Source organism: Corynebacterium tapiri (assembly GCF_006334925.1).
Classification (GTDB): Bacteria; Actinomycetota; Actinomycetes; order Mycobacteriales; family Mycobacteriaceae; genus Corynebacterium; species Corynebacterium tapiri.
Map to the genome: position 1 here is coordinate 60912 of NZ_VDHJ01000005.1, position 20230 is coordinate 81141.

The following is a 20230-nucleotide window of genomic DNA, read 5'->3' on the forward strand; positions in this document are numbered from 1 at the left end:
GTACGAGGGCGCACGCGTATCGACGTGCATTTTTCACCATCATCGCTCCTCCCCCGGGGCATGCAGGGCAATCGCCGGGTTATCCACCGGGTCACCTGGCTCACGTGGAAGCACCAGCCGGAATTGCGAGCCCACGCCGAATGTGCCAGCGGCATCGAGAGTACCGCCGTGCAGCACCGCATCTTCCTGGGCAATGGCCAGTCCCAAACCTGTACCGCCCGAGTGACGCTTGCGAGAAGCATCGGCGCGCCAGAAGCGGTTAAACACCAGGGCCTCCTGCCCGGGTTTGAGTCCCACGCCGTGGTCAGTCACGGTGTAGGCCACCGTGTCCTCGTTGGCCTTGAGCTTGATGTCTACGGGGTTGTGTTCCGAATGGTCGATAGCATTGGCTATGAGGTTGCGCAGAATTCTTTCGATACGGCGCGAGTCGCCGACAAACCATACGGGCTCCTCGGGGACGTCGTAACGCACCTCCACGTCGAGCTGCTGTGCCAGGTGCTGGGTTTGCTCCCACGCAGACTCCAGGCACTGGCGCGCATCGATGCGCGCCGTAGACAGGTCGGCCACACCGGCGTCGTGACGCGAGATCTCCAGCAGATCCCCGAGCAACACCTCGAAGCGATCGAGTTCGCGGATCATCAGCTCGGTTGCGCGCTTGGTGTGGGGCTCGAAGTCGTCGGCATCGGCGGCGATCAGGTCTGCTGCCATGCGGACCGTGGTCAACGGGGTGCGCAGCTCATGGGACACATCAGAAGTGAACTGGCGCTGCAAGTCGCCGTATTCCTCTAGCTGGTGAATCTGGTTGGACAGCTTGTCCGCCATGTCGTTGAAGCTCAGGGCGAGGCGGGCCATCTCATCCTCACCGTTGACCGCCATGCGCTCGCGCAGGTGACCGGCGGCCAGACGCTGGGCAATGCGCGAGGCGGCCCGCACGGGAGTGGTCACCTGTTGGGTTGCCAACCACACCACGGCCACGAGCAACACGACCACAACACCTGCGGCCAGGGCGAGCAGACCGCGCATGAGGGCTAGCGTTGCCTCTTCGCTCTCCATGCTCATCACCAGATAGACCTGGAGATTAGGGATGTCGGAGTCAGTAGGCGTACCGATGATCAGCGCATTGTAGCGGGAGCCATCCGCGCGCTCGGTCTCGGCGAATTGATAGGAGACCTGCCCCTCGGAGACAAAATGCTGGAGACCATCCGGGATGCGATAGTTCTCCGGGCTCGTGACCACGCCCCCGTTGGACTGATCGACCAGGAGCACCGACTCGAATGCGCTCGATGCCTCACTGGGCTGCTGCGGCAATTGGGTCAGGGCGGCGCGCGCTGAGTTCAGGCGGGCCTGCAAGGAGGCGTTCGTGCCGCTGGCGTTGACCTGTTGCTCCACGACCGAACGGGCACGATCAATCTCGTTGCTGGCGATGTCAATCTTCGCGTCCACCAACCGCTGAGAGAACATGCTGGCCAGCGCGAATCCGAGCAGCAGCATGACCACTGCAGATACCGCGAATATGGAGCCGATAACGCGGACCTGCAGGGAGGTCCGCCAGGCCTCGGAGGCAGCCTCCTGCAGCGACCGGGCGCGACGTAAAACGGTAGTCACAATCGTGTACGTCGTGCCTCTAGTTGCTAGCGTGCGCTGACTTGTTGGTCTTGTAGCCAACGCCGCGCACCGTCAGCACGATCTGCGGGTTGTCCGGGTCCTTCTCGATCTTGGCGCGCAGGCGCTGCACGTGCACGTTGACCAATCGGGTGTCTGAGGCATGGCGATAACCCCACACGTTCTCCAGCAACTCCTCGCGCGACTGCACCTGGCCGGGGCGGCGGGCCAGCTCGAGGAGCAGATCGAACTCGAGCGGAGTCAGCCCGATCTCCTCGCCCCCTCGCATCACGGTGTGCTCACCGATGTCGATGCGCAGATCGCCCACCTCGAGAATCTCTGCGGCCGGCTCATGATCGTCGGTGCGACGCAGGCGAGCGCGGATGCGCGCGATGAGTTCCTTCGCCTTGAAAGGCTTGGTGATGTAGTCATCCGCGCCAGATTCCAGGCCCAGAACCACGTCGACGGTATCCGTCTTGGCCGTGAGCATGACGATCGGCACCGAGGACTCCGTGCGGATCGCGCGGCAAATGTCCACGCCGTTCATGCCAGGCAGCATGAGGTCCAGAAGGATGAGGTCCGGTTGGTGCTTACGGAAAGCCTCCACGGCCTCCCCACCGTCCATGACCGGAACGGGCTTGAGCCCTTCCGCCTCCAGCACGATGGTGAGCATTTCGGAGATTGCGGGATCGTCATCGACCACCAAAATCGTTGCTGCCACGGCCGCTTCCTTCCCTCGAAAAACGGTTACCTATCTAATCTCTGCCAGTCTAGCGGCCACCTCGTCCGGGTTGGAGGTCTCCACCCACTGCGACATCCAGTTTCGCCGCGCCAGGGTTTGATAGGCCGCGAAGGTGCGGTCCTGGAGCCCGGCGTCCTTTTCGTAGCGATCACGCTGTCGGTTATCAGTGGCTTCTCGACGCTGCGCCCGCCGGCGGGCTTCTTCCGGAGCGGTGGCCAAGAGCACATGCAGATCAGGCTTGGGCAGCCCCATCTGCGAGAACTCCAAGTCGGCTACCCATTCCACGATGCCCTCGTCTCCCGTCCGAGCCCAGGAATACGCCGCGTTGGAGGCGACGTAGCGATCCAGGATGATCACCTTGTCCGGAGAACCCGCATAGCTGAGCAGCTGCTCGCGCGCACCAGCACGATCCAGGGCAAACAGGGTGGCCATGGCGTAGGCCGAGTCCGTGAGGTCTCCCATGCGCCCGTGCAGGGCCTCCTGCGCCAGGTGCGCCGGCAGGGATTCGCTGTAGCGCGGAAAGCTCACACGCTCGGCCCCCAGCTGCTGGGATAGGGCCGTGACCAGGGTGTTTTTACCGGCGCCGTCGACGCCTTCTACTGCCAAAATCATTAGTAGCGGTAGTGCTCCGGCTTGTACGGGCCGGCAACATCGACGCCGATGTACTCAGCCTGCTCCTTGGTGAGCTCGGTCAGCTTGCCGCCGAGGGCCTCGACGTGGACGCGGGCGACCTTCTCGTCGAGGTGCTTGGGCAGGCGGTAGACCTGCGCGTCGTATTCGTCGCTCTTCTGGAACAGCTCGATCTGGGCGATCGTCTGGTCCGCAAACGAGTTAGACATCACAAAGGAGGGGTGCCCGGTGGCATTGCCCAGGTTGAGCAGGCGACCTTCCGAGAGCACGATGATGGACTTGCCGTTGGGCAGGGTGAACTCGTCGACCTGAGGCTTGATCTGCACGCGGGTGACATCGTCGCGATGCAGCAGCGAGTGCATGTCGATCTCATTGTCGAAGTGACCGATGTTGCCCAACACCGCGTGGTCCTTCATCTTCTCCATCTGCTCGAAGGAGATGATGTCCTTGTTGCCGGTGGCGGTGATCACGATGTCGGCCTTGCCGATGAAGTCGTCCACCGTGACCACGTCGAAGCCATCCATCATGGCCTGCAGAGCGTTGATCGGATCGACCTCGGTCACGCTAACGTTGGCTCCCTGACCGTCCAGTGCCTCGGCCACGCCCTTGCCCACGTCGCCGTATCCGCACACCAGTGCGCGCTTGCCACCGATGAGCATGTCGGTGCCGCGGTTGAGACCATCAATCACGGAGTGGCGAGTGCCGTACTTGTTATCAAACTTGGACTTGGTCACCGCGTCGTTGACGTTCATGGCCGGGAACGGCAGGGTGCCCTCGTTGGCAAAGTGGTAGAGGCGGTGGACGCCCGTGGTGGTCTCCTCCGTAACACCCTTGACGCTCTCGGCAATGCGGGTGAAGAACTGGCCGTCCTCAGCGAGTTTGGTGCGCAGCATGGCAAAGAAGGCCTTCTGCTCATCCGAATCGGAGGGCTGGTCCGCCGGCACGGCACCGGCGTTTTCGAATTCACGGCCCTTGATCACGGCCATAGTGGCGTCGCCGCCATCGTCCAGGATCATGTTGGGCTCACGCTCGCCCCAGTCGAAAATCTGGCTCACGCACCACCAGTACTCGTCCAGGGTCTCACCCTTCCAGGCGAATACGGACGCACCCTGCGGGTTTTCTGGGGTTCCGTTCTTACCCACGACCACGGCGGCCGCTGCGGCATCCTCGGTGGAGAAGATGTTGCAGGAGGACCAACGAACCTCAGCACCAAGGGCCGTCAGGGTCTCAATGAGCACGGCCGTCTGCGTGGTCATGTGGATCGACCCAGCGATGCGCGCCCCGGCCAGTGGCTGCTCGTCTGCGTATTCCTCGCGCAGCGCCATCAGCCCCGGCATCTCGTGCTCCGCAAGCCGAATTTGGTGGCGTCCTGCCTCGTGGAGACTGAGGTCAGCGACCTTAAAGTCGATCTCTTTCGCCATAGTGAGTGAGCGCTCCTTTGCGGGCTAGAGGAAGTGAGTCTTGTTAGTGAACTCCGCCCACTCTATCGGGTTGGCTAGGAAACGGCTTCGATGAACTGATCGATGTCCGTTTCCGTCTCGGCGGTCTCGAGTACCTGTGCCGCGGCCTCACACAGCTCAGCGTCCGCACTGCCGATCAGGTCGCGGATGAAGGGATGCGTATCGACGATCTCCGCCGCCGAGAACGGCGCGCCCGCCCAAATCGCGGCGATGGTGGCAGCGGCCAGACCATTCGCCTCTTCCTCGGCGGAGACGTTGCCTTGCTTGAGCGTAAGCAGGCACGCATCGCGAACAGCCTCCACGATGTCGTCCTCCGGGAGCCCATCCAATTCGGCGAGGAACTCCTCGTTCGCGTCGTCGTTAAAAATTTCCGAATCCCACGTACTCATCTGCGTTCTCCTTGCAGGACTGTATTAAGAGACGTCTTACTAGAGCTGAGCCTACTTCTGCTCTGCGCCATTGCAATCTATGTGCACCGGGCAAAAAATCTGTTACCTTGTTATCGAGTTGTGACATTCGAGACCTGAGTGAGGACGTACATCCCGGTGAAATCAGAGACCCGCAATGTCCTGATCTTTGTGATCGTGGGACTGCTCGCCGCGTTTGCTCTCGCGGTGGGTGTCTGGCGTGCTGGATCTCCCACTGCCGTCGATCACACCGCCTCTAACGGCGGAGTCACCAGTAGCGCAAGCCGAACTCTCGAGTCGAGCACATCGCGCACGAGCGCGACGACCGAGACGGAATCCTCTAACGCGGAGTCGACAGGCAGCAACGAGGCCGCTGGAGAACCCTCTGGCCCCTCCAACTTTGCCGCCCCTGCGCAAGACGATCCCTACCTGGCGCCCAACGCTATCGCTGCTGCACCACGGCAGTCTGCGCCGACGACCGTCTACCGTCCCGAGAACATCGTGGGCACGCAGAGTGGCACGGGCGCAGAGCCTACTCAACAGAATCCCGTCTCACCGACGCAGCAGCCCAGCACCGACCAGGCGACTCCTACGGTGAGCGGCACGCCGACGTCTGAAGCTCAGCAGCCCACAGAGAGCGGCCCAACCACGCCTGAGCAGACACCGACCGAACAGCCCGTGCTTCCGCTGCCGCCAGTACCGGGTCTGCCGAGCGAAATCGAAGCCCCGCGGATCGAGGATCTGCCGCAGCCCCCCGTGTTGGAGCCCGCCCCCAGCCAGGCTCCTTACCAGGCGCCCACCCCGACGCAGTCACCAGCCGAGACCGCTCAGCCTACCCAGCCCGCGCGTGAGGAACAGCCGGTAGAAAACAAGCAAACGGCCACCATTCCTGCGTGGTGGCCGTTCGGGCTGAAGTCAGGTTCTTAGACCGTCACCTTGAACGCCTGCGCGCCCTCGGGGCCCGCAGTGAGCTCGGTCGCACTCTCCTGAGCCGAGATCCACAGCGCCTCTGCAGCCTGTGCCCCCGAGAGTTCTCCGGCCACGCACAACACAATGACCGGGCCGTCTTCTGCCACCGTGAGCGACTCGTTTGGCTGAAGGTCCACACGCTGCACGCGGAACTCCGCGGCGGGTGCGTCCACGGTTCCATCACTGTGCACGGCGACACGCGGATCGATGGTTTCCTCGAAGCGCAGGACGCGCACCAGCTCCGGAACGTCCACATGCTTGGGGGTGAGCCCACCGCGCAGCACATTGTCCGAGTTGGCCATGACCTCGACTCCCAGGCCATGCACGTAGGCGTGAAGCTGGCCGGCCTCGGTGTAGACGGCCTCTCCCGGCTCGAGAGTCACCAGGTTAAGCAACAGCGCCCCCAACACTCCGGGGTCACCGGGGTAGCGCTCGTTGAGATCGACGACAACGCGCAGCGTATCACCAATCCAGTCATCCCGATCCAGGTGCGCCTGAGCTGCCTCGACGATGGAGTCAATGAGCTCAGAGCGCGTGGTGGCCGGAATAGTTAGCCAGGTGGTAAACAGCGCACGCAGGTCGCCGTTTTCTGCAGAATCTTCCGCTGTGTGGCCGTCCAAGATATCGGCGTAGTGGCTGAGCTTTGGGCACGCCAGGACGTCGAAAAGCTCCCGCGTCTTATCCAGCGGACGGAATCCCGTGAGCGCCTGGAAGGATGTCAACGCGATGATGACCTCGGGCTTGTGGCTGGCGTCGCGGTAGTTTCGGTTCGGGGCGTCCAGCGGGAGTCCCGCCTCGTTTTCCCGCGCAAAGCCTTCGCGGGCCTGCTCCAGGGAGGGATGAGCCTGCAGGCTCAGGGGCTGGTCGGCAGCCAGGAGCTTGACCAGGAAGGGAAGGCGCTCGCCGAAGCGCTCGATTATTGGCGCCCCCAACTCCCCTTCCGGATCCCGCGCGATGATGTCGGTGAGATCCACGCCGTCGACCTGCGCCGGGGCAGCGGGATGCGCGCCGAACCACATCTCAGCCTCGGGACGCTGGCTGGGCTCCTCGATTCCCCGAAGCTTCGCCAGCATGGTGCGCGAACCCCAAGGGTAGTAACGAAGCGCTCCGTGTAGGTGCTGCATGGTGGTGGGTAGTCCTTTCCTCGCCGGTGGGCTTATCGACGTCACCCGTGCCAGTGCACAGGCGTTAATCGTTCAGTGGCAGGGTGTACACACCCGCTGCGAGTGCGCGCACAAGTAAACGCGCCGCATCATCCAACGTGGCGGCGCTGCGCGATGCCCCATCTACGCGGACGGCATACGCGTTAGGTGCGCTGGTGGTGTCGACACCCCACACAATGACCTTTAACGGTAGCAGAGTATCCGGCCCGTCCAGGAAGGGATCGTGGAAGATGCTCTGCTGCGAGCTGGGCTCGCGCTCCCACAGAGCGGGCAGGGCTTCCTGGTCCACGGTCCCGCCGGTCAGACCCGCTGCCGTGAGCAGCTGAGAAGCCACGTGGGCGACCGTCTGCGTGAGGTGGTCCACTCCAGTGTGAACGATGCGCGCGCCCTCGAGTTGTTCTCGCAACTGACGCGCCGGATTGATGCTGACGTCCTTATCCGGAGCCAGGCTAGACAATTCCTCATCGACGCACTCGGCGGTCTTGAGCAAGCAATCCGTGCACAGATGCTCCGCGTCTTCCAGCAGGTCCAGCACACTCACGACGGTGACCAACGCGCGCAGCGGAGAAAACGAAGCAGTCGTGGGAAGAGCCGGGATGGTCAAAGCCCGCTCTGGGAAGTCCTCCACGATGGGACCGCGCGCCGGACCAGCGATGACCACGGTCGCGCCTCTGCGATCTGCGCTCAACGCGGCGTGTGCTACTTCCGGGTCATCGGCAGCGTCGCAGAGCACGACCACCACGTCCAAGGCTCCGACGTAGGCGGGGAGGACGTCGGAAATAACGACGGGTACACGCAAGGGAGACCGCAGCGCGCAGGCCAACCTCGCACACGCCTGTGCTTCACTTGCCGGGGCGACAACGACCACGCTGCGTGGTTGTATGCCTCGCAGGGTCGAAAGGATGCCCTGATCGGAGGCCGCCTCCGCGATCGCTCTGATCTGCGCGCCCTCATGCGCGACGTCGAAAAAACGCACCGCTTCCGGGTCATACCCGGCAGCCGGTGCGTCATAAGGCAGGTCTGAGTCCATAGCGCCAGACTAGCGCCGAATGACTCCCAATACACGGGTGACAATCTCCTGGACCTCAGCCTCGGTCGGGGCCTCAACGTTCAAGCGCAGCAACGGCTCGGTGTTGGAGGCGCGCAGGTTGAACCAGGCGGGGGTTCCCTTGAGCTCGACGGTCACTCCATCCAGGCGATCCACGGACTCGATGTCCGCCTCCAGCTCCTTAAGGACCGCGTCGACGGCAGCCTGCTGATCGTCCACCGTGGAGTTGATCTCCCCCGAGGCGGCATAGCGCTCGTAGGAATTCATCAGCTCGGAGAGCGGGGCGTCCGAGTGCCCCAGCGCGGCGAGCACATGCAGGGCGGCCAGCATTCCGGAATCCGCGTTGTAGAAGTTGGCGAAGTAGTAGTGCGCGGAGTGCTCGCCGCCGAAGATCGCGGACTGCTCAGCCATCTCCGCCTTGATGTAGGAGTGGCCCACACGCGTGCGCACCGGGGTGCCGCCCTGCTCGGCCACGATCTCCGGAACAGCCTTCGACGTGATCAGGTTGTGGATGATCGTCGCGCCCGGAGTTTCTGCTAGGTGGCGGCTGGCCACCAGGGCGGTGATTGCCGAGGGGGAAACCGGCTCGCCGCGCTCATCTACAACGAAGCAGCGGTCAGCGTCACCATCGAAGGCCAGGCCGATGTCAGCGCCCTGCTCCACGACGAAGCGCTGCAGATCCTTCAGGTTCTCCGGATCCAGCGGGTTGGCCTCATGGTTGGGGAAGGTGCCGTCCAGCTCGAAGTAGAGATCGCGAATGTCCAGGTTCTCCCCGTTGAGCACGGCGGGAACAGTGTGGCCTGCCATGCCGTTGGCTGCATCGACCGCGATAACCAGGGGGCGCACCGAGCTGATGTCCACCAGCTCGCGCAGGAAGTCTGCATAACCCTCCAGGACGTCGCGCTCGTTGATGCTTCCGCGCTCCCCGTCAAAGGTAGGCACGCCCTCGACCAGCATGTCCGTGATCTGCGACAGGCCGGTGGCGGTGCTCACGGGCTTGGCGCCTGCGCGACACAGCTTGATGCCGTTGTACTTGGCAGGGTTGTGCGAGGCGGTGAACATGGCGCCAGCGCAGCCGAGCGAGCCGGAAGCGTAGTAGAGCTGGTCGGTGGAGGCCAGACCAATGAAAGTCACGTCCAGTCCCTGCTCGCACACGCCCTCAGCGAAAGCGTGCGAGAGCTCCGGGGAGCTCGGGCGCATGTCGTGGCCCACCACGACGGTTTTCTCGCCTTCCCCGCGCAGGATGGAAGCGAAGGCTGCACCCGCTTCCTTGACTAGCTCGGCGTCGATATTCTCGCCGACAACTCCGCGGATGTCATACGCCTTGATCACGTTCGCCAGGGCTTCATGGGTGCGTTGAGCCACGATTACATTCTTCCTTTGAGTAGTTCCCGGTTTTTTAGGCCGTGTATGGGGGAGCAGTCTAGTCGGTGTGGGAGCGAACCACGCGCAGGTGTGCGCGCCGCTGAGAGTTTTCTTCGGCCAGTCGCTTCGTGCGAAACACCGGGTGGTCCGAGGTAGCCGGATCAGCAACGTCGTTGTGAGGATGCTCGATGGGGTCTCCCCCGTCGATGTCCACCAGCCCACTGGTCACCCGTCCCGCTTCACGCACGGCTTCGGCCAAGGCGGTGAGCTCCTCTTCGTCGTCCAGGTCCACGTCGGTCACGCGCACCAGCTCCCATCCGCGCGGGGCGGTGATACGGCCCGAGTGGTGTTCGCACAAATCCCAGCTGTGGGGTTCCGCCGTGGGAGAAAGTGGCCCCACGACGGCAGTGGACTCCGCGTAAGCGTAGGTCAGCGTCGCTACGGCAGGTTTGCCGCAGCCTGGGCGGGAGCATCGGCGGAACTGATTCACAGCCCGCAAGTCTAAACCCAGCATTGAGATTTCTTGGCTTAGCGATCGGCGTGGCTGGAAATTGCGGCTCCCCGGTCGGCTTAAAGTACACATCGTGCACATGAGAACGTCGAGAGACCGTCGCGGCCGAGGAATTCGGGGCCCATTGCTGCCCCAATCCGTCCCGCGCTTTCGCACGCGTTCGGAGCTTTTCGACGTCCGCGTACTACAGGCCTACGCGCCGATCCATCGACGTTTCGCGGACCAGCTGGCCAATCTGGACATCGCGGTGGACGTTATCCCCCGCATGCGCCTGAGCGCAGATTCCACCGTTTTGCCTGATGACATCGCTGCAGACGGCCCCGTTCCACTCGGCCGCGTCTTGCCGGCCGGCGTGGACGCGCACGGTCGCCCTACCCGGGCACGCATGGTGGTATTTCGTCAGCCCATTCAACAGCGCTGCACTACGCCGGCTGAGGAGCTGGAGCTACTGACGTGGGTGATCACGGCGCTTACCGCCACCCACATGAATCTCGACCCCCGAGATATTGACCCCGATTTTGAGCTTTAAGAAGGCTTGTCTGCGCTAGCCGATCTGGCGCTTCAGACGACGCCGCTCACGATCAGAGAGGCCTCCCCAGATACCGAAGCGCTCGTCGTGCTCCAACGCGTACTCCAGGCACTCATCACGCACAGCGCAGGCCTGGCAGATTCGCTTGGCTTCGCGAGTCGATCCGCCCTTTTCAGGAAAGAATGCTTCCGGGTCGGTCTGTGCGCAGAGGGCCTGGTCCTGCCACTCCTGCTCTACCGCACCAAAGAGCTCATCGAGGGACATCTGCGCGGCAGCTCCGCCACGGAGAATAGCGCCGCCCGCCATATCTTCCACGCCTTGTCCTTTCTGCAGCTGCCCGTTGGTCTCGCCAGGTTACTCGTAGCCCGCCCCGTGGAGGAGGCGGGTGAGTTACACGACTGTGATTAAACCCGTCACCACTAAATATCGTCAACCCGAATGCGAGGTTATCGGCGGCATTTTGATAAATCAGCAGGTTAAAGTTAACTCAAGTCACACGAGTAACACTGGGCGCGCTTTGGGGGCAGCAACCGGGGGTACTACATCTTGTGGTTGCCGACCCAAGGGGTGGGAAACGCTTAGGCGTCCGTCGAGAAGCGAACACCGCAATCCGGGATCGAGACCCCGGGCCACACGCGCATTCCCCCCTGGAGTTCGCAGCGTGCACCTACGGACGCCCCCTCGCCGATGACGCAGTCGCTGATGTGCGCGTTTGCTCCGATCCGAGCACCTGCCGCCACAATGGAATCGCGAATCTGGGCACCGGGCTCGATGGTCGCGCCGTCGAAGATGACGGAACCGTCGATGCGGGAACCGGCACCAATCTCCACTCCCCGCCCCACGGACGTACCGCCCAGCAGAAGCACGCCGCCGGCCACGCCCGCGGTCTCGTCGACGATGGACTCGCCAGTTCGTCCCTCCACCAGCGGGGAATCCGCGATGCCGCGCACGATGTCAGCGGAACCGTGTACAAAGTCATCCGGTCGCCCCATGTCGCGCCAGTAGGCGGTATCTACGTGGCCCACCACCTTTCGCCCAGACTGCAGAATGGACGGGAAGGTCTCGCGCTCGACGGAAACGACGCGGTTCTCCGGGATCTCCGCGATGAGCTCGCGGCGGAAGACGTAGCAGCCTGCGTTGATCTGATCCGTCGGTGGATCCTCGGTCTTCTCCAGGAAGGCCGTCACGTTGCCGTTGGAGTCGGTGGGCACGCAGCCGTAAGCGCGCGGGTCGGAGACGCGCACCAGGTGCATGGTCAGGTCCGCCTGCTTGCTGTAGTGCGTATCCAGCACCGCATTCAGGTCGGTGGAAGCCAGCACGTCGCCGTTGAACACCATGACCGTCTCGCTGCGCAGGCGGTCGTAGACGTTGCGAATGCCACCGCCGGTGCCCAGTGCCTCCGTCTCCACGACGTACTCGATCTCCAGGCCCATCTGAGAGCCGTCGCCGAAGTACTCCTCAAAGACCTCCGCCTTATAGGAGGTGCCCAACACCACATGGGTAATGCCCGCCGCCTTAATGCGCGCAAGCAGGTGCTGCAGGAACGGGTAGTTGGCGGTAGGAAGCATCGGCTTCGGAGTGTTCACCGTCAACGGCCTCAGGCGTGTGCCTCGGCCTCCCACCAAGATCACGGCATCCACATCACGCGTGCTGGTCTCGGGATTGCTTGTCATCCGACTCTTTCGCCTCTCCGGTCTATCTGGATGTATGCGGCTTGTATCTCTAGCAATGTAATTCGATTACCGGCGGATTTAACGTCCGGCTCGCCGGGCAAGGCGGGTGCTTAGGCCAGATCGCAGCTTCAGCCCTGCCCACAGCGCTGCCCGCAGCGGCCACCAGGCGGCACCCACGTGACGATCCGCTTGGAACTTAAAGGCACTCGCATGGTGCGCCGGGACCATCGATGACTTGTGAGCCTTTGTGGAATGCCCCTGCGCATGCGAGATCTTCGCCTGCGGGCAGTAGATGTTGCTCCACCCGGCGCGCCCGAAGCGGTCTCCGAGGTCAACGTCCTCCATGTACATGAAGTAGCTCTCGTCAAACCCTCCGACCTGAGCGAATGCTTCTCGACGCACCAACAAGCACGAACCCGAGAGCCAGCCTGCAGCGCGCTCTGACTCCATATCCTGGTCTGCGTGGTAGCGCGCTGAGAAAGGGTTGTTCGGCCAGATCGGGGCGAGCAGCGCATGGCCGATGCCTGTGCCCAGCGTGGGTACGCTGCGGGCCGAGGGGTAGGTCGAACCATCGGGCTCCACGATGCGCGGACCGATCGCTGCCGCTTGTGGGTGTCGCTGCGCGCAGGCAAGGAGTTCGTCGATAGCTCCTGCATGGAACTCGACGTCCGGGTTGGACAGCAACACGAACTCGCCGTCGCTGGCCTGCAACGCCTTGACGCCGGCGTTCATCGCCGCACCGTAGCCGATGTTGCCGCCGGTGGGAACGAGGCTGACCTCTGGGCGCAGCTCTGCCGCGCGTTCCGGGGCACCGTCAGTGGATCCGTTGTCTGCCAGCACCACCTCCACCTCGCGGGTGGTGGCCGCAGCCAACGAGTCCAGGAAGGCCGTCAGGTGCTTACCGGGCGAATAGGTCACCGTGACCACTCCTAAGGCAGGGCCTGAGGAGTGGCCGGAGGTTTTCGAGGCATTCTGAGTCACAATGCGGTCGATGCTACAAGGCACCTGACGCCCCGCCCGGTGCGGCGCACCGAGAATTTCGAGCGCTCCGGCTCTCATGCCCTAAACTGCCTAACAACTCTCACTCTCAGCGCGGGCGAGCTCGCACGTTGCGGTTCTTGCCCCGCTACCCGCCGAATACTTGGAAGAGCAGCCGTACCGTGACCGATCACCGCCGTTACGTTCGTGACATTCAGCCGGCGCCGCGCGCAGCCCGCTCGCTGCGCCAGCATGGCCCAGCTCCGATAAAGGTGGGCCTGACCGTGCTCTCGGCGGCGGTGCTGGCGGTATCCGGCATTGGATACGCCACGGTCGGCCGGCTCGGCAACGACATTGCCTCGGCCTCGAACCTCGCCCTGGGTGGCGACAAGAAGCGCCAGGAAAAGCTGGCCGATGGCGCGCTCGACATCCTGCTGGTGGGCACCGACTCGCGCACCGACGCCCAGGGCAACCCGCTCAGCGAGGAGGAACTGGCCAGGCTCAACGCCGGCGTGGCCGACGGTGAGGAAAACACGGACACGATGATGATCGTGCGCGTGCCCGCGGATGGCTCCAAGGCCACCGCCGTGTCGATCCCCCGCGACACCTACGTCAAGGACCCGGAGTTCGGGAACATGAAGATCAACGGCGTCTATGGGGCCCACAAGCAGCACAAGGCGGAGGAACTCGCAGCTCAAGGGGCGAGCGAAAAGGAGATCGCAGAGCAGTCCATTCAGGCCGGCCGCACTGGACTGATCACCGCTCTGTCCCGCCTGACCGGCGTCGATGTAGACCACTATGCGGAGGTGGGCCTCAACGGATTCGTCCTACTCACCGACGCCGTCGGTGGGGTGGATGTCTGCCTCAACCAGGCCGTGGACGACCCGTACTCGGGCGCACAATTCGACGCCGGCCGGCAGAGCCTGGACGGCCACCAAGCCCTGGCCTTCGTGCGCCAACGCCATGGCCTTCCGCGCGGCGACCTGGACCGCATCGTGCGCCAGCAGGCCTTCATGGCCTCTCTGGTCAATAAGGTGTTGTCCACTGGAACGCTGACCAACCCATCCAAGCTGTCGAACATGGCAGACGCCGTGGAGCGCTCCGTGGTCATCGACGAGGGATGGGACATCGCCTCCTTTGCCACCCAGCTTTCCGACCTGGCCGGCGGCAACGTCACCTTCAGCACCATCCCGGTGACCTCCGTGGATGGAGTTGGCGACTACGGCGAGTCGATCATCACCGTCGACCCGGAGGAGGTCCATAACTTCTTCGACGACCTCGTCGTGGACAAGGAAGAAGCGGCTGCAGCAAGTAAATCCCCTGCTGAAGACGCGCCAGCCGACGCACCCGCCGAGGCCAGCGACGCGCTGCGCGGCGTGGAAGTCCACGTCCTCAACGCCGGATCCACCTCGGGCATGGCGGGCGGAGTCGGCTCCTGGCTTAAGGAACACGGTGTCAAGGTCGCCGAGGTCGCCAACGCCCAGCCGGGCTTGTACTCCACCTCGCAGGTTCTGGCCGCCGATCCCTCGAGCCCTGCTGCGCAGGAGCTTGCCCAGCAACTGGGCGGGCTCGAGGTCGTGGCCAATGCCTCGCTCGATGCGTCGACGATCATCGTCGTCACGCACGACGGATACTCCGGGCCGACCTCGGCCCAGGAGCCGGTAGACGCAGCAGACGCCACAACCGCCTCGGCTTCCCCCTCCGAAACCGTGGGCACCCCTGGCGCGGACTTCGGCGCCGCGGAGGTCTCCCCCGAGATCAACGCCGGTGGCAACGGCCCTCGCTGCGTGAACTAGGGTGTGAGCGGGCCGGAGCTGGTGTCTCCGGTCAGGCGCTTGAGCACGTTCTCCGCCGAAATCAGACAAAGCGGAACGCCCACTCCCGGGACGGTAGTCGCCCCGGCGTAATAGAGGTTGGCGACCTTCGCCGACTTGTTCTTCCCCCGCAAAAACGCGGACTGGCGCAGCGTATGCGCGGGCCCAATCGCCCCGCCCGACCAGGCGTGATAGCGCTGAGCAAAGTCCGCCGGACCGATCGTGCGCAACGTGGTAACTCGCTGATCCAAGTCTGCAATACCGGCCCACTCCCCCAGCTGCTGCAGCGCCTCGTGCGCAATGCGCTCCACCGCGGGGCTCGCCTGCGGTTCATAGGCATCCCCAGTTCCCAGCGCACAATCGGCGGCAACGGGCACGAGAATAAACAGGTTCTCGCTATCCGCGGGTGCTACAGAGTCGTCGCTTTCCGACGCCTTGCACACATAAATCGAACGCGACGCCCCACTCGGACGCAGAGCTGATCCCCCGGCATAGACCGCGTCGAAGTCGGGCTGCCAATCCTGGCTGAACAGCAAGTTGTGATGCGTCAGCTCAGGCAGCTTCCCGGCAACCCCGGCCAGGACCAGCACGGTCGATAGCCCTGGGTCTCGCCGCTCGAAGTACCTGTGGGGATAGGTTTGCAGTTCCTTGGGGAGCAGTGCTGTTTCGGTGTGCCGCAGATCCGCCGCCGAGACCACGACGTCTGCCGCGATGACATCCTCGGCCCCGTCTTCATCGATGACCCGCACACCCGTGGCCCGCCCTTGCGCGCACTCAATGGCGGTGACAGTAACGCCTGTGCGAATTTCCGCTTTGTGCGCCCGCGCCTGCTTTTCGATGGCGGCGACGACCGCGCTAAAACCTCCCTGCGGATAGCGCACCCCCTGGGTGAGATCCGTGTGGCTCATCAGGTGATACAGCGCCGGCGCAGTCTCTGGACGAGCCGAGAGAAACACTGCCGGATACTGCAGGATCTGCCGCAGGCGATGGTCGCTAAAACGCTTTTCGACGTAGCGTGCCAGCGAGGTGCTCAGCCAACCCACCAGATCGACCAAGCGGGTAAGCACCTCCCGGTGCACAAAGGCCCCGGGGGAGGAAAACGTGGTGTACAAGAAGCGCTGAATGGCCAGCTCGTAGACGTGCTGCGCAGAGTCGAGGTAGTCCCGCAGACGCTGCCCCGCGCCGGGCTCGAGGGATTCGAAGAGAGCGCAGACGTTCTCTGCTCCGAAAGGAACATCGATGGACGAGCCATCCTCGCTGAAGACCCGATACCCCGGATCGAGGGCAACCAGGTCGAGCTCGGCCTCTGTGCTCGTCCCCATGAGCTCGAAGAAGTGGTCGAAGGCTTCGGGCATGAGGTACCACGAGGGGCCGGTCTCGAAGCGGAAACCGTCCACGGTGATCTCTCCGGCACGGCCGCCGGTGGTGGGGTTCTTTTCCACAACGGTGACGCGGTAACCATGTTTGGACAGCAAGGCGGCGGTGGCCAGACCGGCGATTCCGGCCCCAATGACCACCACCGAGTGTGGGCTAGTCATGATAAACCTCCCCGAAGAGATCTACGGCGCGCCCGGGCAAGCGCGCGTGCAGCGATGACCGCCTTCCGCGGTTGCGAGACGCGTACTCGGCAGAGATAAAGCTGCCGAGCCGGGGTCGCCTCCAGTTTGTCAGTGAGCTCGCTGAACAAGTCCGCGGCAGCCAATACCCCGGCGCGGGAACTCAGCGGAAGCTCGCCGATCATCGCGTATGCCGCACCCAGATCAGCGCGGATCCCAGCGATGATTTGCCGCTTGGCGTCTTCGTCGAGGGTTTCTTGTGTACCGGAGAGGTATTCCCGCCCCAGCTCCTGGGTGTCAGCACCCAGATCACGCAGGAAGTTGATGTTCTGAAACGCCGCGCCTAAGCGGCGCGCGCCCGCCTCTAGCTCCGGGAAGTTCGCCGGACGGGGTTGGTCGGCGAAGAACACCGCGAGGCAAAGCAGACCAATAACTTCCGCCGAGCCGTAAACGTAGGTCCTCAGGTCAGTACTGGGCTGGTCGGCGGTGGGGACGTCGCTACGCATGGACGCAAAAAAGGCGCGCACGTGCTCGGGGGCGAAACCGCACCGGCGAGCACTTCTGCCGTAGGCATGGAGGACTGGGTTGGGATCGAAATGCCGCTGGGGTGCGCTCAGGACTGCCTGCTCGTAGTCGTCGAGCACAGCGGCGATCTCGGTTGGGTGAAGTCCTGCTCCAGCGGCTGCTCCGTCCACGATCTCGTCGGCTATGCGCACCATGGCGTAGAGGTTGCGGATGTCTGCCCGTATCGATGGGTGTAGTAGCGCGGTGGCCAGGGAAAAGCTGGAAGAATATTCGCCGATGATTCCCGCGGCAGCTCGGTGGGACGCGGCGTTGAATAGCTCCAATGGGGAGCGTGCAGCCATTGGCCCTCCTGTGCTCGCCAGTTACGTACTTCAGTGCGCATTCATGCTACCGGCCGGTAGAAAACGCCTATGGTGGGGCGTCATGAAGCTTCTCGAGCACCTCCTGCACAGCGACCCCGCCTCCCCGCGCCTAACCGTATACAACGAAGCCACCGGTGCCCGCATGGATTTCTCCGCCCAGACCTTGGATAACTGGGCTTCAAAGATCGCCGCGATGCTCGAGGAGGAGCACGACCTCGAGCCCGGTTCGGTCGTAGCCATCGACCTGCCCGTGAGTTGGCAAGCCGTGGTTATTGCCTTGGGGTGCTATACGGCCCGCATTCGCCCGGTTTTTGCTTCCGGCCCCGTAGAGGAGGCCAGCGTGGCATTTTGTGCGCTGGATAATTACCCCGCCTGGGAGGCCGCCGGGGTGGAATGCTCCCTGGTCTCCGGTGACCCATTCGGCCGCGGCATCGAGGAATCCGGAGACACGCTGCCGGACGGGGCCATCGACTTTGGCCCGACGGTTCGCTTCTATCCCGACCAGTACTTCGGCGACGCCCCAGATCTCCCCAGCGTGGTAGCACCCGCCCCCAGCGCGGAACGCCTGCTCAGCCTGGGGTGGAATAATCAGGAGGAGTTCGAAGCCCAGGTGATCGCGCCGCTGGCTGCCGGCGGTTCTGCGGTCGTGGTCGCAGGACCTGCGTCGACCGAGCGCCTGGAGGACATTGCCGGCAATGAGCGCGTGACTGCGCGGACCTTCTAGGACACTAGGCGTCGCCAGCCGACGCGCAGTGCAGAGTGTGCCAACGCCAGCGTCTCTCGCGCGATCGCTTTACGACGCGCCGATGGCGGGCAGGTCGCCCCCACCACCCGGGCGTCTATTCCCAGGTGCCACACCCACAACCGGGTGCGGAGCACGTGATAGTTGCTGGTCACCACGATGAGTGGCTCCCCGGGAGCTAGGCGTTGGGAGTTTTCCAAGTTCTCATTGGTGCTGCGTGCCTGATCCTCGATGAGTAGCTGGGTAAAGCCACGCTGGCCCAGCCACCGCGCCATCGCTGGTGCCTCGCCGGCTCCACTGACGATGATCCTCTGGCCCTGCGCCCGGGCGATGTGCAGGGCACGCTCTAAACGCCTGGCGAGAACAGGGCGTGGGTAGCCATCGCGGACCTGCGCCCCCAGAACAACGACTGCCACTAATTACCCATGAGTTTCTCGCGCAGACGCTCGTCCTTGCGCTCGACTTCACGGGCCATCTCGGCCTGGTAGTCCGCCATCTTCTCCACGAGCTCGGGATCGCCCGCCCCCAGGATGCGCACAGCCAGCAATCCGGCGTTCTTAGCACCACCGATGGACACAGTCGCTACCGGTACACCGGCGGGCATCTGGACGATTGACAGCAAAGAATCCATGCCGTCTAGGTCTTTGAGCGCGCGCGGGATACCAATAACCGGCAGCGGCGTGGCTGCCGCCACCATGCCGGGCAGGTGGGCGGCTCCACCGGCGCAGGCGATGATGGTTTTGATACCTCGCTTGTGCGCTTCCTGGGCGTAACGCAGCATCTTCTCTGGGGTGCGGTGGGCAGAGACGACTCCCACCTCGAAGGGCACCGAGAACTCGGCGAGGACCTCGGCAGCCGGGGCTACGGTGTCCCAATCAGAGTCCGAGCCCATGATGATTCCAACCTGGGGTGACATTCGAGTTTTCTCCTTGTGGTTTCTTTAGAAGGATCCGGTAGCCAGGAACCGCGCCGCCTGCTGGGCGCGCTCGCGCACCTCGGCCACGCTGTCCTCGGAGGCACCAACGATGTTGACGTGCCCGATCTTGCGGCCCGGGCGCACATCCTTGCCATAAAGGTGCACTTTGGCCTCCGGGAAACGGCGCATGAGCTCGGCGACCCGCTCGTATGGGGTCCCGTCCTCTTCCCCGCCGAGGACATTTGCCATTACGGTCACGGGAGCAACAGTGCGGGTATCACCGAGCGGCAGGTCGAGCACCGCCCGCAGGTGTTGTTCGAACTGGCTGGTCACGCAGCCATCCTGCGTCCAGTGCCCGGTGTTGTGGGGGCGCATGGCTAGCTCGTTGACGCTAATGGCTGGCTGGCCGTCCTCGTCGCGGTACTCAAACAGTTCCACCGCCAACACACCGGTTACGCCCAGCTCAGTGGCCACTCGCGCGCTCAGCTCCTCGCAGCGCTGACGAAGCTCGTCCGACATGTCCGGAGCCGGTGCAACTGCCTCCACGCAGATGCCTCCGGACTGGCGAGACTGCACCACCGGCCACGGTTGTGTCTGGCCGGAGGGAGTGCGGGCCACCATTGCAGAGAGCTCACGTTCAAACGGGATGAGTTTTTCCGCCATGAGGTCGACGGAGGCGTCGAGAAGCTCCGTGACCAAGGAGTTCAGCTCCTCGTCATTCTTGGGAAACCACACGCCCTTGCCGTCGTAGCCACCGCGTCGGGACTTCAGGCAGACCTTCCCGCCGACCGACTCCGAGAATGCTCGGGCGTCCTCGACGGACGTGATCGCGCTAAAGGGTGGGACGGGGGCGCCGATCTCCTGAAGCTTGGTGCGCATGTGCAGCTTGTCCTGCGCGTAGATCAGGGCACTGGGCTGGGGCTGCACATTGATCCCCTGGGAGATGAGTTCGTCGAGAAGCTCATTGGGCACGTGCTCGTGGTCGAAGGTCACGGCGTCGGCACCCGCGGCCACCGCACTCAGGTCCGCGCGTTCGCGGTAGTCCCCCAGGACCACATCGTGAGCGACCTGCGCGGCCGACGAGTCAGGGGCTGATGCCAGCACACGCAGGGATAGGCCAAGCTCGATGGCCTCGGTGTGCATCATTCGTGCTAGTTGGCCGTCGCCGACCACAACCACCACAGGAGCGCCGGAAGCGTGAGCAGATTGGTTCGTCGAAGTCACGTTTTCCGATCATA

Annotated in this window: 21 protein-coding genes; 4 read left to right on the top strand and 17 right to left on the bottom strand. The window is 63.7% G+C overall.

All coding sequences use genetic code 11. The annotated features are described in order from the left end of the window. Positions 1 to 39: 39 nt before the first annotated feature. The 5 genes from mtrB to FHE74_RS04275 form a co-directional block, all read right to left on the bottom strand. On the bottom strand, positions 40 to 1605 hold the full coding sequence (mtrB, locus tag FHE74_RS04255; RefSeq protein WP_281279393.1) for an MtrAB system histidine kinase MtrB: 1566 nt from the start codon (positions 1603 to 1605) through the stop codon (positions 40 to 42). 19 nt (positions 1606 to 1624) lie between these two features. Next, entirely contained in the window at positions 1625 to 2323 is a 699-nt protein-coding gene (gene mtrA, locus FHE74_RS04260; protein ID WP_139465263.1) for an MtrAB system response regulator MtrA, read from the bottom strand. A gap of 30 nt (positions 2324 to 2353) precedes the next feature. Beyond that, on the bottom strand, positions 2354 to 2956 hold the full coding sequence (locus FHE74_RS04265; protein WP_139465264.1) for a dTMP kinase: 603 nt from the start codon (positions 2954 to 2956) through the stop codon (positions 2354 to 2356). Then, a complete protein-coding gene (gene ahcY / locus FHE74_RS04270; protein ID WP_139465265.1) occupies positions 2956 to 4395 on the bottom strand; it encodes an adenosylhomocysteinase in 1440 nt (479 codons plus the stop codon). Before ahcY ends, FHE74_RS04265 begins: the two co-directional genes overlap by 1 nt. A gap of 74 nt (positions 4396 to 4469) precedes the next feature. Then, positions 4470 to 4823: a DUF4259 domain-containing protein gene (locus FHE74_RS04275; protein WP_139465266.1), complete on the bottom strand. Its 354-nt coding sequence runs from the start codon at positions 4821 to 4823 to the stop codon at positions 4470 to 4472. A 156-nt stretch (positions 4824 to 4979) separates the two neighbouring features. Here FHE74_RS04275 and FHE74_RS04280 point away from each other — a divergent pair, with 156 nt between their 5' ends. Then, entirely contained in the window at positions 4980 to 5768 is a 789-nt protein-coding gene (locus FHE74_RS04280; RefSeq protein WP_139465267.1) for a hypothetical protein, read from the top strand. On the opposite strand, the gene manA is transcribed toward FHE74_RS04280, so the two are convergent. From manA to FHE74_RS04300, 4 genes are all read right to left on the bottom strand, one after another. Continuing rightward, complete coding sequence (manA, locus tag FHE74_RS04285) at positions 5765 to 6934, bottom strand: mannose-6-phosphate isomerase, class I (protein WP_139465268.1); 1170 nt, start codon at positions 6932 to 6934, stop codon at positions 5765 to 5767. The genes FHE74_RS04280 and manA overlap by 4 nt on opposite strands. Before the next feature lie 64 nt (positions 6935 to 6998). Beyond that, on the bottom strand, positions 6999 to 8003 hold the full coding sequence (locus tag FHE74_RS04290) for an acyclic terpene utilization AtuA family protein (RefSeq protein WP_139465269.1): 1005 nt from the start codon (positions 8001 to 8003) through the stop codon (positions 6999 to 7001). Between the two features lie 9 nt (positions 8004 to 8012). After that, positions 8013 to 9386: a phosphomannomutase/phosphoglucomutase gene (locus FHE74_RS04295; RefSeq protein WP_139465270.1), complete on the bottom strand. Its 1374-nt coding sequence runs from the start codon at positions 9384 to 9386 to the stop codon at positions 8013 to 8015. A gap of 58 nt (positions 9387 to 9444) precedes the next feature. Beyond that, positions 9445 to 9876: a DUF3499 domain-containing protein gene (locus FHE74_RS04300; protein WP_425456322.1), complete on the bottom strand. Its 432-nt coding sequence runs from the start codon at positions 9874 to 9876 to the stop codon at positions 9445 to 9447. A 100-nt stretch (positions 9877 to 9976) separates the two neighbouring features. Here FHE74_RS04300 and FHE74_RS04305 point away from each other — a divergent pair, with 100 nt between their 5' ends. Then, a complete protein-coding gene (locus tag FHE74_RS04305) occupies positions 9977 to 10426 on the top strand; it encodes a metallopeptidase family protein (RefSeq protein WP_180339674.1) in 450 nt (149 codons plus the stop codon). A 15-nt stretch (positions 10427 to 10441) separates the two neighbouring features. Here FHE74_RS04305 and FHE74_RS04310 read toward each other — a convergent pair whose 3' ends face one another. The 3 genes from FHE74_RS04310 to FHE74_RS04320 form a co-directional block, all read right to left on the bottom strand. Next, positions 10442 to 10690 (bottom strand): WhiB family transcriptional regulator, encoded by a 249-nt coding sequence (locus FHE74_RS04310; RefSeq protein ID WP_173405502.1) that lies wholly within the window; start codon positions 10688 to 10690, stop codon positions 10442 to 10444. A gap of 314 nt (positions 10691 to 11004) precedes the next feature. Continuing rightward, on the bottom strand, positions 11005 to 12099 hold the full coding sequence (gene manB / locus FHE74_RS04315) for a mannose-1-phosphate guanylyltransferase (protein ID WP_139465274.1): 1095 nt from the start codon (positions 12097 to 12099) through the stop codon (positions 11005 to 11007). A gap of 78 nt (positions 12100 to 12177) precedes the next feature. Further along, a complete protein-coding gene (locus tag FHE74_RS04320) occupies positions 12178 to 13158 on the bottom strand; it encodes a glycosyltransferase family 2 protein (RefSeq protein ID WP_139465275.1) in 981 nt (326 codons plus the stop codon). Positions 13159 to 13259: 101 nt separating this feature from the next. On the opposite strand from FHE74_RS04320, the gene FHE74_RS04325 reads away from it, so the two are divergent. Continuing rightward, a complete protein-coding gene (locus FHE74_RS04325; RefSeq protein WP_139465276.1) occupies positions 13260 to 14873 on the top strand; it encodes an LCP family protein in 1614 nt (537 codons plus the stop codon). Here the strand turns inward: FHE74_RS04325 and crtI are convergent. After that, positions 14870 to 16429 (bottom strand): phytoene desaturase family protein, encoded by a 1560-nt coding sequence (gene crtI, locus FHE74_RS04330; protein WP_139465277.1) that lies wholly within the window; start codon positions 16427 to 16429, stop codon positions 14870 to 14872. The genes FHE74_RS04325 and crtI overlap by 4 nt on opposite strands. Beyond that, on the bottom strand, positions 16426 to 17313 hold the full coding sequence (locus FHE74_RS04335; protein ID WP_139465278.1) for a phytoene/squalene synthase family protein: 888 nt from the start codon (positions 17311 to 17313) through the stop codon (positions 16426 to 16428). Before FHE74_RS04335 ends, crtI begins: the two co-directional genes overlap by 4 nt. An 82-nt stretch (positions 17314 to 17395) precedes the next feature. Between FHE74_RS04335 and FHE74_RS04340 the strand changes: the two genes are divergently transcribed. Continuing rightward, complete coding sequence (locus FHE74_RS04340) at positions 17396 to 18058, top strand: TIGR03089 family protein (RefSeq protein WP_139465279.1); 663 nt, start codon at positions 17396 to 17398, stop codon at positions 18056 to 18058. On the opposite strand, the gene FHE74_RS04345 is transcribed toward FHE74_RS04340, so the two are convergent. Genes FHE74_RS04345 through FHE74_RS04355 form a run of 3 tightly spaced genes read right to left on the bottom strand, consistent with a single transcriptional unit; the run spans position 18055 to position 20216 of the window. Then, complete coding sequence (locus tag FHE74_RS04345) at positions 18055 to 18492, bottom strand: YdcF family protein (RefSeq protein WP_139465280.1); 438 nt, start codon at positions 18490 to 18492, stop codon at positions 18055 to 18057. The two genes, FHE74_RS04340 and FHE74_RS04345, sit on opposite strands and share 4 nt — an antisense overlap. Then, positions 18492 to 18992, bottom strand: coding sequence for a 5-(carboxyamino)imidazole ribonucleotide mutase (gene purE / locus FHE74_RS04350; RefSeq protein WP_139465281.1), 501 nt, complete (start codon positions 18990 to 18992; stop codon positions 18492 to 18494). Before purE ends, FHE74_RS04345 begins: the two co-directional genes overlap by 1 nt. Positions 18993 to 19016: 24 nt before the next feature. Further along, a complete protein-coding gene (locus FHE74_RS04355) occupies positions 19017 to 20216 on the bottom strand; it encodes a 5-(carboxyamino)imidazole ribonucleotide synthase (protein WP_139465282.1) in 1200 nt (399 codons plus the stop codon). Between the last annotated feature and the right edge of the window lie 14 nt (positions 20217 to 20230).

What these genes read in the sequence shown, in the direction of transcription:
- manB (WP_139465274.1), bottom strand. Translation starts at nt 12,099, where the DNA reads ATGACAAGCAATCCCGAGACCAGCACGCGTGATGTGGATGCCGTGATC.
- FHE74_RS04335 (WP_139465278.1), bottom strand. Translation starts at nt 17,313, where the DNA reads ATGGCTGCACGCTCCCCATTGGAGCTATTCAACGCCGCGTCCCACCGA.
- FHE74_RS04310 (WP_173405502.1), bottom strand. Translation starts at nt 10,690, where the DNA reads ATGTCCCTCGATGAGCTCTTTGGTGCGGTAGAGCAGGAGTGGCAGGAC.
- FHE74_RS04290 (WP_139465269.1), bottom strand. Translation starts at nt 8,003, where the DNA reads ATGGACTCAGACCTGCCTTATGACGCACCGGCTGCCGGGTATGACCCG.
- FHE74_RS04320 (WP_139465275.1), bottom strand. Translation starts at nt 13,158, where the DNA reads ATGAGAGCCGGAGCGCTCGAAATTCTCGGTGCGCCGCACCGGGCGGGG.
- manA (WP_139465268.1), bottom strand. Translation starts at nt 6,934, where the DNA reads ATGCAGCACCTACACGGAGCGCTTCGTTACTACCCTTGGGGTTCGCGC.
- ahcY (WP_139465265.1), bottom strand. Translation starts at nt 4,395, where the DNA reads ATGGCGAAAGAGATCGACTTTAAGGTCGCTGACCTCAGTCTCCACGAG.
- FHE74_RS04265 (WP_139465264.1), bottom strand. Translation starts at nt 2,956, where the DNA reads ATGATTTTGGCAGTAGAAGGCGTCGACGGCGCCGGTAAAAACACCCTG.
- FHE74_RS04340 (WP_139465279.1), top strand. Translation starts at nt 17,396, where the DNA reads ATGAAGCTTCTCGAGCACCTCCTGCACAGCGACCCCGCCTCCCCGCGC.
- crtI (WP_139465277.1), bottom strand. Translation starts at nt 16,429, where the DNA reads ATGACTAGCCCACACTCGGTGGTGGTCATTGGGGCCGGAATCGCCGGT.
- FHE74_RS04275 (WP_139465266.1), bottom strand. Translation starts at nt 4,823, where the DNA reads ATGAGTACGTGGGATTCGGAAATTTTTAACGACGACGCGAACGAGGAG.
- FHE74_RS04305 (WP_180339674.1), top strand. Translation starts at nt 9,977, where the DNA reads ATGAGAACGTCGAGAGACCGTCGCGGCCGAGGAATTCGGGGCCCATTG.
- purE (WP_139465281.1), bottom strand. Translation starts at nt 18,992, where the DNA reads ATGTCACCCCAGGTTGGAATCATCATGGGCTCGGACTCTGATTGGGAC.